The organism is Ruegeria sp. CDSA141, from assembly GCF_059612005.1.
Genome location: NZ_JBXWPT010000013.1, coordinates 86031 through 99734 on the forward strand (window position 1 = coordinate 86031; position 13704 = coordinate 99734).

Genomic DNA, 13704 nt, shown 5'->3' on the forward strand with positions numbered 1-13704 from the left:
CCGCATTGTTGCTTGAGCCACCAAGCCTGCACAGTGATATACTGAGGAAAACGAAGCATGCCCGAATAACGGGTGCTGGAGCAGAAGGTGATATCATGACGATTTCCAAGTTTTTCGTGGCCACAGGCTTGTGTTCAGCCCTTGTGTTGGCGGCCTGTACCGATCCGGCCACGCTGACAGTACAAAACGATCCGAACCAGAACGCCAAACAGGGCGCCGTATTGGGTGGTCTGGTTGGCGCTGGTATCGGGGCGATTGCCAATAACTCGAACCCGGGTCTTGGTGCGCTGGCCGGTGCTGCAATCGGTGCTGCCGGGGGCGGTGTGATTGGCAATCAACTGGACAAGCAGGCCGCGGAGCTGCGTCAACAGCTGGCAAATGACGGAATTACAATTGTCAACGCAGGCGATCGCCTGATTGTGACGGTCCCGAATGATATCACCTTTGACACCGACAGTTCGACCGTGCGCCCGGCGCTGCGGTCTGATCTGGTGAAAGTGGGCCAGAACCTGGTTAACTACCCGAACTCGAACGTGCAGATCATCGGTCACACCGACAGCGACGGAGACGCAACCTACAATCAGGGCCTGTCAGAGCGTCGCGCAAATGCCGTGGCCGATATTCTTCAGGCCAATGGTGTCAGCTACAACCGTATTCGCACGATCGGGCAGGGCGAAAACAACCCTGTCGCCTCCAACCTCACGCCGGAAGGAAAATCGCAAAACAGGCGTGTCGAGATTGTCGTGGTGCCCAGCGGAAACGCGTAACCACTACGTACTGTGAACAGCGGGGTCGCCCTTTGGGCGGCCCCGTTCGCGCATTGACTGTGCGTCAAATGGGGTTTGGATCAGGGTGAACTCGGTCTAACTTGCGACAAACACAGAAACGGAGCTTTCCCGATGTCCCAACCGACCCTTCTTGGCCTGTCCGGGTCCCTGCGCCAGAACGCGACCAACCGTAAGCTTCTGCGCGAGGCGGCACGGTTGTTCGATCCGGTGAGCTTTGTCGAAGCGGATTTGAACCTGCCCCTCTACGATGGTGATCTGGAAGACGAAGAAGGGATTCCCGAGACGGTTCAGACGCTGGCCAATCAGATCGCGCAAGCCGATGCGGTGATCATTTCGACACCTGAGTACAACAAGGGTCCATCAGGCGTTCTGAAGAACGCGCTGGATTGGGTCAGCCGTACGCAAGGCAGTCCATGGGCCGACAAACCGGTTGCGGTAATGTCGGCGGCCGCTGGTCGTGCAGGCGGGGAACGGGCGCAGATGATCCTACGGGCCTGTATGGTTCCCTTTCAGCCGCGCATCCAGCAGGGGCCCGAAATCCATCTGGCGAACAGTTCGAGTGAGTTCGACGATCAGGGGAAGCTGCGTTCGGATCGATACGAAAAGCCTTTGCATGAATTGATGCAGAAACTTCGGGCCGAGGCCGGTTTCTGAGCGCGGGTCAGACAAATGACGCAAGAGCGACAGACCGATCTCTTGGACCCGGCCCGAGCGGCCGCATTTCAGGTGGCGCTGGGCGCTGTGCCTACGATCGCCAGTGGTTCGGATTTGCCGCCCTTCTTCCATCAGCTTTATTTCTGGACCGCGCAACCGGCTGCCGCATTGGGCAGGGATGGGCATCCTAAGGTTGGGGGCCCGATCCCGGATATGGGGTTGCCGCGCAGAATGTGGGCCGGGGGGCGGTTGACCTTTCACGCGCCATTGGTCGCAGGGATCACCGCCGAAAAGAAATCGGTTCTTGAAAGTCAAGTCACCAAGGTGGGGCGGTCCGGCCCGTTGGGCTTTGTCACTTTACGGCACGAGATCTGGCAGAACGGTCAGTTGCGCCTGACAGAGTGGCAGGATCTCGTCTATCGCGAAGATCCTGCGCCGGATGCTGAAATGCCTCAACCGCCCAGAGCGCGCACCGATGAAACTGATGTCCGCGAAGTCGGGTTCGATTCAACGTTGTTGTTCCGCTACTCGGCTCTGACCTTCAATGGCCACCGTATTCACTATGATCTGGACTATGCGCGCGATGTGGAAGGATACGGCGGGCTGGTCGTGCACGGGCCGCTATTGGCGCAACTTCTGATGCTGTTCGCGGTCGACCTGAGCGGTCCGCTTGCATCGTTTTCGTTCCGTGCGACTTCACCGTTGATGCATTTCGAAACTGCCCAGTTGTGCCGGAGAAATGAAAAGATGTGGGTGCGCGGCCCTGACGGGCGGCAATGCATGCAGGCCGTCGTACAGTCACAGTGAGGCTTCGGGCCGGAACTCATCAGGGATCGTATCCCGGTCTTCCAGCATAAGATCGGCCATGACCTCGGCGATTTTGGGGGCCATGCCGAACCCGATTTTGAACCCGCCATTGGCGATGAACTGACCGTGATGCAGTGGATGTGCCCCCAACATCGGCGCACGGCTTTTGCTGCGTGGGCGCACTCCGGCCCAGCGTTCGATCACCTCGGCCCCATGCAACAGAGGCAGCGAACGCGTGGCGCGGTCGATCACATCATCCAGCGACTCGTCCGTGCTGGTTGGGTCATCGTAGTCCCGTTCCGAGGTTGATCCTATCGCAAGTGTTCCGTCAGCATGAGGCACAATGTGAATCGTGTCGGCGAATAGTTGCGGCACTTCTCCCGCGTCGAAGCGCAACAGGGCGGCTTGTCCTTTGACACCGTTCCCAATGGTCTTGCCGTAGGCTGTGTTCAGTTCCTGTAATCCTGCAATGCCGGTAGCGTGGACAATTTTTCCCTTGTCATCGCCATCTCTGACAACCTGGACGCCCATGACTTCGAGCGCAGCGACAAGAGCGGCGCAGGCCCGCCTTGGGTGTATCCGTGCCGTCAACGTATCCCGGATGACAAAACCTGTGGGGCTGGGCGGGCACCATGAACCCGCTTGGGCCGTGGTGACGACACGCCATTCCGCGCGGCCTTGCCAAAGCTCATCTGCGGTGCCTGCGCGTTGGCGGGCCAATTCCAGACCACGCGCGTCCGGGATTGGTTGAAGACGGCCCAGCCGGCCGTAGCCGGGAGAAACCCCGCCGGTGTATTCGACCTGTCGCCAGAACGGTTCAGCCATAATCAGGCTGTCGAACTGAAAAGCTTTCTTGGCGTTCCAGTTTTCCGGCACATGCGGGGCCAACGCGCCGACCAGACCTCCGCTGGACCCCGCGCCCGGTCCGAACGGATCGACAACCTGCACGTTTGCGCCGCGTCGCGCACAAATCCAGGCGATGGACAGGCCGAAAATTCCTGCGCCGCGAACCGTCACATCGACCATTGCCAATTTCCTTTACGTTGTTCAGTGTCGCGCCGCTTAGCTACAGGATTCCCCGATGGCAGACCAGCGCGCCAAATTGACGTGGACCGAAGATCAGATCCCGGTCTCGGATCGCTTCGACGACCCTTATTACTCGTTGCAGAACGGGCTGGAAGAGACGCGCCACGTGTTTCTGGCGGGAAATGATTTGCCTGCGCGGTTTACGCTAGGGTTTCACATTGCCGAGTTGGGTTTTGGCACCGGCCTGAACCTGCTGACGGCCTGGTCAGAATGGGAGGCATCCGGCCAGAAAGGGCCATTGCGTTTTACCAGTTTCGAAGCCTTTCCCATGGCCGCGGAAGACATGCAACGTGCGCTTGAGTCCTTTCCTGAATTGCATCCGTGGAGCAGCCGGTTTCTGGCGCATTGGACGGGGCGCACATGTACATTGGAGTCGCTTCAGTTTGAGGTGGTGATCGGCGACGCGCGCGAGACATTGCCGAACTGGGAGGGTATGGCAGATGCCTGGTTTCTCGACGGCTTTTCACCGGCCAAGAACCCTGAATTGTGGGGCGCGGACCTGATGCAGGAAGTGGCAAACCACACTGCCACGGGGGGGACGGCGGCCACGTATACGGCCGCTGGTTTTGTGCGCCGGGGGCTTGAGGGTGCCGGTTTCAACGTTACCCGCACGCCCGGCTATGGCCGCAAGCGGCACATGACGCGGGCACACAAGGCATGACCCAGAAGAACAATGTAGGCGCGGGCATCGTCTTGATGGTGGGCGCGACGATTGTCTTCGCCCTGCAGGACGGTATCTCGCGCCATCTGGCCGGAACCTACAACACCTACATGGTGGTCATGATCCGCTATTGGTTCTTTGCGGCTTTCGTCATCGCTCTGGCTGCGCGGGCCCCAGGTGGGTTAAAGGCGGCCACAAAGACCAGTCAGTTGGTTTTGCAGATTGTGCGGGGCGTGTTGCTGGCTGCCGAAATATGCATCGCGGTGTTCGGGTTTACGGTCCTTGGCCTGATCGACAGTATGGCCGTCTTCATCTGCTATCCTTTGCTTGTCGCCGCGCTGAGCGGGCCGGTTCTGGGTGAAAATGTCGGATGGCGGCGGTGGGTCGCGATCGGCGTAGGATGCATCGGAGTTCTGATCATTCTGCAACCGGGTGCCGGGGTCTTTAACCCGTGGGCTGTCATACCTTTGATCTCTGCGTTTCTGTTTGCGATCTATGGTCTTTTGACGCGATATGTTGCCCGTAAGGACAGCGCGGCGACCAGCTTTTTCTGGACCGGTGTCGCCGGTGCCGTGGCGATGACCGTGTTTGGCATGTGGTTCTGGGAGCCGATGGCGCGCGGCGATTGGCTCTGGATGGCGCTGCTTTGCGTCAGTGGGGTATTCGGGCACTGGTTGCTGATCAAGTGTTATGAGCTGGCCGAAGCCAGTGCGGTTCAACCCTTTGCATATTTCCACCTGGTTTGGAGCGCGATCCTGGGAATTTCGATCTTTGGTGAAACGTTGCGCCCCGAAGTCGTGGCGGGAGCAACCATCGTCGTGGCCGCAGGCCTGTTCACCTTATGGCGCGAACGCCGCCAGAGATGAACCGATCAGCTCCTGCGAAAAAGGAATCGGAAGGGCGGCCTGCCCCAGGCGGGCACGGTAGACAGGCAGGCTTTCGGTCACGCGCATAACGTAGTTCCGCGTTTCGCTGAACGGGATCGTCTCGATCCAGTCGACGATATCAACCTCGCCAGCGCGCGGATCACCATAGCGTTCCATCCACGAGATCGGGCGTCTTGGCCCGGCGTTATACCCCGCGGCCATCATCACCACGTTGCCGTTGAAATCGGCCGCCAGACCGGAAAGGTAGTTGGCCCCAAGCTTTGCGTTGTATTTCCAGTCGGTGGTCAATCGCCCGGTTTGATGGCCGCCGAGAATGCCCAACTCACCTGCAACCAGCTTGGCCGTGGCGGGCATTACCTGCATCAGACCGCGCGCTCCTGCACCGCTGACAACAACCGGGTCGAACTCGCTTTCGCGGCGCGCGATGGCCAGTGTCATTTCCTTTGCCATAGGCAATCGAATATCGGCCACCGGGTGAACCGGGTAATAGGCCGCAGGAAGGACAGTACCGTTGGTCGCCGCCCGTTTGGCGATCATTACGGCCAGATGCGGTTGTTGCAGTTCAATCACCAGATCGCCCAGTTGACTGGCCTGCACTGGATCAAGGCCTTCGACCAGATGGGTCAGGAACCTTTCAGACAGGGTTGCTTCTCCGTCTTTCAGCAGTAGCAACCCGGCCTCTAAAACGCTGGAATCGGCAAACTCCGCCTGCCGCCAATGCGGTGCGCGACGCGGATTGGCAATTTCCGAATCAAAGGGCCGCCCTATCCGTTCCGCAGCCAGCAGGCCGTAGAATGAGGTCTGGTAATCAGCCCCAATCGCGTAGGCGTCATACGCCTTTTCCGCGTCACCCAGTTCCGCGTAGGCGCGCCCAAGCCAATAGCCACCACGCCCTTTTGAAATCGGAGATTTGACCGCGTCCAAAAAATTCTGGAAATGGCGAACGGCCGTGGCTGGATCATTCAGCTTTCGAAGAGCCAGAAACCCGGCCAGCCACTCAAGATCGGCATAGCCGTATCCCATCTCAGGGGTCATGTGATGATTGGCGGCCACATCATATGCGCGCGCCGCACGGCCTGATCGCATCTCCAGCCGGGCAAGCCGGCGTCGTCCTTCGGCCCATTTGTCGGGCTCACCCAAGGCGTCAGGCCCGGTTGAACGCGCCAGCATCAGATCGACGGCGCTGTCATCCAGCTCTTTCTTGTCGCGCCAGACAAAACGGTCGAATGCCAGCCCCGGCGCATCTGCCAGAGACTTCGGAACTGCCGACACCTTGGTGTCCACGCCGGGTTGGCGTTTCTGCAAAGCTATGCGCGCTTCTGCCAGTTTACGTTCGTCCGAACTGACCAAAGGCAACATCTGCCCGGCGCTCACAAGATGACCGTCCCACAACATTCTGTCCAACCGCGCTGCGTGATGCGGTTTCAGCAATGTGGCAAAGTTCTCCAGATAGCTCCTTTGCAGGCCCGAGCCCATTGGCATGGTGCGCCAGGCGGTCACAATGTCAGCCTCCGCCTCTCCGGTGCGTCCCTTGGCTTTCAGGGCAACGGCATAGTTCAATGCGCCCTCTGCTGTCTGAGGCGGCATGTCGGCGTAGAATTTCAAAACCCTGTCCGGATCGGCTCCGGTGAAAACAGGCTCGCTCTTGCGGCGCAGCCATGCCAGCCCGGGCCAGTCCGGGCGACGTTCAAGAAACACCAGTACGTCGCCAGAGCTGCCGAAGCCTTCGCGCAGCCAGTGCCAGACGATGATATCGCGCGATACGGAACCCCGCTGGCCGGATACGCGCAATGCGGCGTTCCAGTCGCCTTTGCGCATCTCGTTGAGCCCGGCGCGTAAATCAGCCGAAGCGTCTGCCTGCGCAGAGTGCGGTGCTGTCACCAAATACAGAATCACAGCAGTCAACAGTGCCAGAAAGCGTGTCATCCCTTGCATTTCCCAACCAACCGAGGATAGAGCCTGTGAGGATAAACCGTGTGTCGCCGGGATCAACTCACAAAGCTGGAAACGTGAGAGACCGCGGCGCAAAAACAGCAAAATGCACCTTGAAGGAGCGTGTCATGTTCAAAGGCTCGATGCCAGCCCTCGTCACCCCGTTCAACAACGGCGAGTTGGACCTGAAGACGCTCAAACATTTTGTGGATTGGCAGATATCCGAAGGTTCGACCGGGCTGGTGCCTGTCGGAACCACCGGCGAAAGCCCGACGCTCAGCCACGAAGAGCATGAAACGGTAATCGAAGAGGTTGTCAAAACGGCCGCGGGCCGCGTTCCGGTCATTGCCGGTGCCGGGTCGAACAACACGGTCGAAGCTGTCCGCTTCGTTCAATTCGCTGAAAAAGTCGGGGCGGATGCCGCGCTGGTCGTTACGCCGTATTACAACAAACCGACTCAGCGCGGTCTGATCGCGCATTTCGAGGCTCTGCATGCGGCCGCAGATATCCCGATCATCATCTACAACATTCCAGGCCGTTCAGTCATTGATATGACGCCTGCCACAATGGGTGAACTGGCCAAGCTTCCCCGTATCGTCGGGGTCAAGGATGCAACGGGCGACCTGGCCCGTGTCAGCCAGCAGCGCGCTGCCTGTGGCGCAGATTTCTGCCAACTGTCCGGCGAAGACGCCACGGCCCTTGGGTTCAATGCCCATGGTGGTGTTGGCTGCATCTCGGTGACTGCAAACGTGGCACCTAAGCTCTGCGCCGAATTCCAGCAGGCCACGCTGGCTGGAGATTATGCAAAAGCGTTGGAGTATCAGGACAAACTGATGCCGCTGCATGAGGCGATCTTCATCGAGCCGGGCCTTGTCGCTGCCAAATATGCGCTCAGCAAACTGGGCCTTTGCAGCACCGAAGTCCGCTCCCCTCTGACTGAGCTGGAAGACAGCACCAAGGATGCAATTGAGGCCGCAATGGCCCATGCTGGCCTGATCTGACTGGTATTTCAGAATACGACGAAGGGCGGCCTCGAACCTCGAGCGCCGCCCTCTTTTCGATGTATCCAGACTTCATCTGGCTAAAAATATCCCGGGGGAGTCGCGGCTTGCCGCGATGGGGGCAGAGCCCCTCTACCGTTTCCCGTAGTAGAGCCCGACGACATGTTCGGCCTGCGCAAAAAACAACCAGCGCGACGTTGCCACGCCTGCCAGGTGGGATGCCACAGCCAACAGGGCGAAGACGTGATTGAACGGCAATAACAGAAGCAAAACCGGCAGTACAAAGGCCAGAACAAACGAGATTACCCGCAGTTTCTCTGCGTGTTTGCGACCCACCACGTGAACAAACTCCCGCAGTAGATAATTGGTTCCGGTATGCGGCGGCTCAAAGGCGCGGACGGAGCCGCGTGCGCCAAGCCCAGTGGCTGTTCCCAGATCCGTTCCCGATGATGCAAACGCCTGATCCCCCTTGCGCCAGTACAGGATCTGCACCAGCGCCGCGATCAGCAGCAGAGGTAGAGCTGCGCTTGTCTGACCAGCCAGCAATGCACCGCCGGCCAGGCTGAAGCTGAGGAACATGGCGGGTGTCAGGTTCATATTCCAGCGTGGGATGGTCTTAAGCTGCGTGTAGATCATCGAGGTCGTGAACACTGTGGCCAGCGACAGCACTGCGCCGATCCAACCCAGAAAACCCCAGCGTTGGTCAAAAAACACTACGCCAATCGCATAGAGTCCCATGATGACCAGCGCGAGTACGGCACACCAACCTTCACGGCTGAGCCAGCTGGTTTTCCATTGAGTGAAGGCCTTCAAGGCCCGTTCCGGATGGCCGAGGTGGAACGTCGAGGCCAAAAGTCCGCCGAGTGCCAGGCCATAGGCAATGGCGAAGAACACAAAAGCTATCCAACCCGAGACAGCCGGAAACCCTAGGCCAAGGAAGAACAGCAGTCCAAATCCCAGACCTGACAGGGTGGTGAACAGGATGACGGAGGGTGCGGGATGCATCAGAGTTTCTCCAACGTCTTGTCGAGCCAGCCCAGGAACCCTTTGGACTCGTCGGCGATGGGTGCCAGCAGGGGAGCCAGTATGTCGATCTGGTCTTCCACGGTGTCCTTGGGGCGCGGGGGCAGGTATTTGTTGACGGGTTTGGTGCCCATTTCCGGCATAAGGTCTATGCCGCCTCGTTCTGCAACCAGCTGGCTGACATCGCTGTCAGGGTCGCCCAGATCGCCAAAGTGCCTTGCGCCCGCAGGGCAGGTGCGAACACAGGAGGGGATACGATCGACTTCTGGGAGGTTTTCGTTGTAGATGCGGTCAACACAAAGTGTGCATTTCTTCATTACGCCTTCGGCCACATCCAGTTCCCGAGCACCGTAGGGGCAGGACCAGGCGCACAGGCCGCATCCGATACAATCGATTTCATTGACCAGCACGATGCCATCCTCGACCCGCTTGTAGCTGGCGCCGGTGGGGCAAACGGTAACGCAGGGTGCGTCTTCGCAATGCAGGCAGGATTTTGGGAAGTGGATCAGCTGGGCGTGCCCATCGGCAGGTTGCACTTCGTAGGAATGCACGCGGTTCAGGAAGGTGCCCGAAGGGTTTGCACCGTAGGCGTCCTGATCCGAAAGCGGGGCCCCGTAGTTTTCAGTGTTCCAACCTTTACAGGAAATAACGCAGGCGTGGCAGCCAACACAGGTGTCCAGGTCGATGACCAGACCCATCTTGCGGTCGGTGGAGTTTGGTAGCTGGGTCATGTAAGTGAACCTCTGCTGTGGGGGGCAGGTGAGGGGGCCAGCCCCCTCTTGAGCCTGCGGCTCAATTCACCCCCGGGGTGTTTTTGGCCAGATGAAGTGCGGATCCGGGTCATTTGCCCACCTTCCAGGCCAGGTTCTCAGGGCCGGTTCCGACCGGAGATTGGATCGGGTCGAAATTCGGCTGGCTTTGCGCATCGGCGGGCGCGTCGGTTTTTTCGATTTTAACCTTCAGGTCGAACCATGCCGCCTGACCTGTGATTGGGTCCGAGTTGGCCCAGCGCATTCCATCTTCTTTGGACGGCAGCAATTCGTGAATCAGGTGGTTGAGCAGGAAACCTTTGGTCGCCTCCGGCGCGTCGTTCTGCAAGGCCCAGGCACCTTTGCGTTTGCCGATTGCGTTCCACGTCCAGACCGTGTTTTCGTTCAGCGCGGCCATCTCCATCACAGGCACGGTGATCTCACCATGGGGGGAAATGACTTTTGCCCAGTCTCCGTCTTGCAGGTTGTGTTCTCGCATCAGTTTGGTCGGGACATAAAGCGGGTTGTGCCCGTGCAACTGGCGCAGCCACGCGTTCTGTGTACCCCAACTGTGATACATGGCCATTGGGCGTTGGGTCAGGGCGTTGACGGTGAAGCCTTCATTGCCCTGCTGGTCGGTTTCGTACCAGATCGGCAGCGGATCCATGGTGTCCTTGATGCGCTGGCGCAGGTGCTCGGGCGGCTGGCGGTCTCCGTGACCTTCGGCAGCCAGCTGGAAACGGCGCATCGGTTCGGAATAGAGCTGGAACAGATAGGGCTGAGGGCTGTCATAGATGCCCATCCCCACGGCCCAGTCCTGATACTCGGTGTTCCACGGCTTGTAGTAATCCGCGCCTTCCGGGATATGCGCCACATAAAACCCGCCGTTTTCGATATACTGGTTCAGCTGGTTCGGATTGACTTCGCCGCGGCCTTCCTTGTCGCCATCCGGACCCCGGAAGCCGGCCAGCGGGCCGATGCCAGGGCGTCGTTCGTGGTTGACGATGTAATCTGCGTAGTCTTTCCACTTTGGGCTGCCGTCTTCATTCGTGAAACCCGGCAAGCTCATGCGGTTGGCCAGTTCGATCAGAACCGACTGGAAGCCACGCACGTCGCGGTCGGGTTCGACCACCGGCCAGCGGATGGAATCTGCTGCGGCGTCGGCCTCGCAGATCGGGCGGTCCAGCAGAGAGATACAGTCGTGCCGCTCGAGATAGGTGGTGTCGGGCAGGATCAAGTCGGCATAAGCCACCATTTCCGAAGAATAGGCATCGGAGTAAATGATGCGCGGGATGACGTAATTGCCGTCTTCGGTTTTGGCCGTCAGCATCTCCATCACACCTTTGGTGTTCATGGAGGAGTTCCACGACATGTTCGCCATATACATGAACAGCGTGTCGATCTTGTAGGGATCACCGGCAGCCGCGTTCGAGATCACCATATGCATCAACCCATGCGCGGACATCGGGTTTTCCCAGGTGAACGCCTTGTCGATGCGTTGCGGTGTGCCGCAGTCGTCCAGCAGCAGGTCTTCGGGACCCCGGGGGAAGCCCAGATGCGGGCCGTTCAGCGGGCGTCCCGGACGCCTGTCGCCATGGGGCGTCGGGTGCGCTTCGACCGGTTTGGGATAGGGTGGCTTGAAACGGAAACCGCCTGGCACCTCGACTGTTCCCAGCAGGATCTGAAGCACGTGCAAAGCGCGGCAGGTCTGGAATCCGTTGGCATGGGCCGAAATGCCCCGCATGGCATGGAAGCTGACGGGACGACCAATCATCTTGGTGTGCTTTTCGCCCCGAAAATCAACCCATTCCTGATCCAGTTCGATCGCCTCGTCAAAAGCGACCCTGGCGATTTCGGCGGCAATGGCCCGGATACGTTTGGCGGGGATGCCGCAGCGATCGGCCACCGCCTCGGGCGCGTGTTCGTCGCTGAGGTATTTCTCGGCCATCAGGTGGAAAACGGGACGGTGCGTCACACCGTCCTTGTCATAGGTCGCCGACAGGTCCGGGCGCACGCCGGGCTTGTCGAATGCGGTTGGATTGCCCGTTTTGCGATCAATAACCAGCGGCTTGCCGTCCTCGTCGCGCAGGAACAGACCCTTTTCCGCACCGTCGCTAGCGTTCAACAGAACCGGCGCATTGGTATAGCGGCTCAGGTAATCCAGATCGATCTTGCCGGCTTTCATCAGCACGTGGATCAGCGACAAAATGAACAGCCCATCCGTTCCGGGTGTGATGCCGACCCAGTCATCGGCAACAGCGTTATAGCCCGAGCGGATAGGATTCACGCCGATCATCCGTGCGCCGCGTGCCTTGATCTTGCCAATCCCCATTTTTATCGGGTTGCTGTCGTGATCCTCGGCCACGCCAAAGAGCATGAACAGTTTGGTGTGATCCCAATCGGGCTGACCAAACTCCCAAAACGCGCCGCCCATCGTGTAAATACCGCCGGCGGCCATGTTGACCGAGCAGAAGCCGCCATGGGCTGCATAGTTCGGAGTGCCGAAATTCTGGGCCCAGAAACTGGTGAAGCTCTGACTCTGGTCGCGGCCAGTGAAGAAGGCCAGCTTTTGCGGTGCGGTTTCATGCAGTTCGTTCAGCCAGCCAACAGCAGTGCTGAGCGCCTCGTCCCACTCGATTTCGCGAAATTCACCCGAGCCGCGTGGGCCGACACGCTTGAGCGGTTTGCGTAGGCGAGAGGGGGCGTTGACCTGCATAATCCCGGCAGAGCCCTTGGCACACAGCACACCCTTGTTGACCGGGTGGTCTCGGTTTCCTTCAATATAGGCAACCTTGCCGTCTTTCATGTGAACGTTGATGCCGCAGCGGCAGGCGCACATATAACAGGTGGTTTTGCGGACCTCGTCCGAAACTTTCGGAGACGTTTCAAGGATCGGCTGCTGATGGGTCATTGGCGGGTCCTGTCGGTTGTGTCGGGAGGACTGTGTCACTTTCCTTCCGGTTTGAGAACATCGTTCTGGAAACGACGCGAGTTCTGGGCTTTATTCCCTGATAGCTTGCAGTGCGGTCACGGCGATCATCTGGGTCACATCTTCGGCGCTGCATCCGCGGGACAGGTCGTTGGCAGGCTGGGCCAGCCCCTGCAAAACCGGGCCGATCGCGGCATAGCCACCCAGCCTTTGAGTGATCTTGTAGCCGATATTGCCGGCGTCGAGATTGGGAAAGACCATCACGTTGGCCTGACCGGCGACCGAAGATCCGGGCGATTTGCGATCCCCGACCGAGGGCACGAAGGCCGCGTCGAACTGAAGCTCGCCATCGACCTCGAGATCCGGGGAAATCTGGCGCAGTGTTTCGGTGGCTTCGATCACCTTGTCTACATCGGGATGGCTTGCGCTGCCCTTGGTCGAGAAGCTGAGCATGGCGATTTTGGGGTCAACCCTCAGCAGTGCCCGCGCCGACTTGGCCGAGGCGACGGCAATTTTGCTCAACTCGTCGGCGCTGGGATCGATGACCAGACCGCAGTCCGAATAGAGCATAGCCCGCGCTCCGGGCTGTGCGTTTTCCGGCGGGTACATCAGGAAAAAGGACGATACCATTCCTGCATCCGGGGCCATGCCGATCACCTGAATGGCCGCGCGTACAATGTTTCCGGTCGTGTGAACGGCGCCACCTACGGTTCCAGTGGCCCGCCCGCTGCGTACCAGCATGGCGGCATAGACAGGCGGTGTTTCAACGGCGGCACGGGCCTTGGTTGGATCGACGCCCTTGTGTTGGCGCAGTTCAAAATAGGTTTGGGCAAATTCCTCGGTCAGGTCCGAGGTCGCCGGGTCGTGAACCATCACACTCTCAGAGGGAGCGGCATTCTGGTTTTTGAGGGCGGCTTCGACTTCGGCTTGTGGGCCGACCAGAATGACATCAGCCAGCCCGGTCTGCTGGGCGGCCAGCGCCCCCGCAACAACGCGGGGATCACTGCCTTCGCATAAAGAAATCACAGGGCGGGAGGCCGGGGCGCTCTGACGCAACAGCTCAATGGGTGTCATTGTCATACGCTCTGGCCTCGTCCTTTGATCAAGCTTCCTGATTTTTCATTTCGTCGGCTGAGATTCCGGCGACTGCGACGGGTTTTTTCATTGCGTCGCGGCGGAAGGGTTCG

The 13704-nt window shown here is 59.4% G+C and carries 12 protein-coding genes; 6 read left to right on the forward strand and 6 right to left on the reverse strand.

From position 1 onward, the window contains the following. Positions 1-95 precede the first annotated feature (95 nt). From AC2FLP_RS16985 to AC2FLP_RS16995, 3 genes are all read left to right on the forward strand, one after another. Positions 96-767: a YiaD family glycine zipper/OmpA-like lipoprotein gene (locus AC2FLP_RS16985; protein ID WP_117872101.1), complete on the forward strand. Its 672-nt coding sequence runs from the start codon at positions 96-98 to the stop codon at positions 765-767. A gap of 132 nt (positions 768-899) precedes the next feature. After that, the gene (locus AC2FLP_RS16990; protein ID WP_496685090.1) at positions 900-1442 is read left to right on the forward strand and encodes an NADPH-dependent FMN reductase; all 543 of its coding nucleotides are present in this window, start codon (positions 900-902) and stop codon (positions 1440-1442) included. Positions 1443-1457: 15 nt separating this feature from the next. Beyond that, positions 1458-2249, forward strand: coding sequence for an HTD2 family dehydratase (locus tag AC2FLP_RS16995; RefSeq protein WP_496685092.1), 792 nt, complete (start codon positions 1458-1460; stop codon positions 2247-2249). Here the strand turns inward: AC2FLP_RS16995 and AC2FLP_RS17000 are convergent. Next, positions 2241-3275 (reverse strand): NAD(P)/FAD-dependent oxidoreductase, encoded by a 1035-nt coding sequence (locus AC2FLP_RS17000; RefSeq protein ID WP_496685094.1) that lies wholly within the window; start codon positions 3273-3275, stop codon positions 2241-2243. The genes AC2FLP_RS16995 and AC2FLP_RS17000 overlap by 9 nt on opposite strands. A gap of 55 nt (positions 3276-3330) precedes the next feature. On the opposite strand from AC2FLP_RS17000, the gene mnmC2 reads away from it, so the two are divergent. Both mnmC2 and AC2FLP_RS17010 read left to right on the forward strand, forming a co-directional pair. Beyond that, on the forward strand, positions 3331-3996 hold the full coding sequence (mnmC2, locus tag AC2FLP_RS17005) for a tRNA (5-methylaminomethyl-2-thiouridine)(34)-methyltransferase MnmC2 (protein ID WP_496685096.1): 666 nt from the start codon (positions 3331-3333) through the stop codon (positions 3994-3996). Beyond that, the gene (locus AC2FLP_RS17010) at positions 3993-4862 is read left to right on the forward strand and encodes a DMT family transporter (protein WP_496685097.1); all 870 of its coding nucleotides are present in this window, start codon (positions 3993-3995) and stop codon (positions 4860-4862) included. The genes mnmC2 and AC2FLP_RS17010 overlap by 4 nt, the downstream gene beginning before the upstream one ends. Here AC2FLP_RS17010 and AC2FLP_RS17015 read toward each other — a convergent pair. After that, entirely contained in the window at positions 4836-6809 is a 1974-nt protein-coding gene (locus AC2FLP_RS17015; RefSeq protein WP_117872114.1) for a lytic transglycosylase domain-containing protein, read from the reverse strand. The two genes, AC2FLP_RS17010 and AC2FLP_RS17015, sit on opposite strands and share 27 nt — an antisense overlap. Before the next feature lie 134 nt (positions 6810-6943). Between AC2FLP_RS17015 and dapA the strand changes: the two genes are divergently transcribed. Beyond that, entirely contained in the window at positions 6944-7816 is an 873-nt protein-coding gene (gene dapA, locus AC2FLP_RS17020) for a 4-hydroxy-tetrahydrodipicolinate synthase (protein ID WP_299900852.1), read from the forward strand. A gap of 132 nt (positions 7817-7948) precedes the next feature. Here dapA and AC2FLP_RS17025 read toward each other — a convergent pair whose 3' ends face one another. From AC2FLP_RS17025 to pta, 4 genes are all read right to left on the reverse strand, one after another. Then, positions 7949-8821, reverse strand: coding sequence for a dimethyl sulfoxide reductase anchor subunit family protein (locus AC2FLP_RS17025; protein WP_496685098.1), 873 nt, complete (start codon positions 8819-8821; stop codon positions 7949-7951). After that, the gene (locus AC2FLP_RS17030) at positions 8821-9570 is read right to left on the reverse strand and encodes a 4Fe-4S dicluster domain-containing protein (RefSeq protein ID WP_496685100.1); all 750 of its coding nucleotides are present in this window, start codon (positions 9568-9570) and stop codon (positions 8821-8823) included. The genes AC2FLP_RS17025 and AC2FLP_RS17030 overlap by 1 nt, the downstream gene beginning before the upstream one ends. Before the next feature lie 109 nt (positions 9571-9679). Beyond that, positions 9680-12499 carry a molybdopterin oxidoreductase family protein gene (locus AC2FLP_RS17035; RefSeq protein ID WP_496685102.1) on the reverse strand — a complete coding sequence of 940 codons (2820 nt, stop codon included), beginning with the start codon at positions 12497-12499 and terminating at the stop codon, positions 9680-9682. Between the two features lie 90 nt (positions 12500-12589). Then, entirely contained in the window at positions 12590-13597 is a 1008-nt protein-coding gene (gene pta / locus AC2FLP_RS17040; protein WP_117872125.1) for a phosphate acetyltransferase, read from the reverse strand. Positions 13598-13704: the final 107 nt, after the last annotated feature.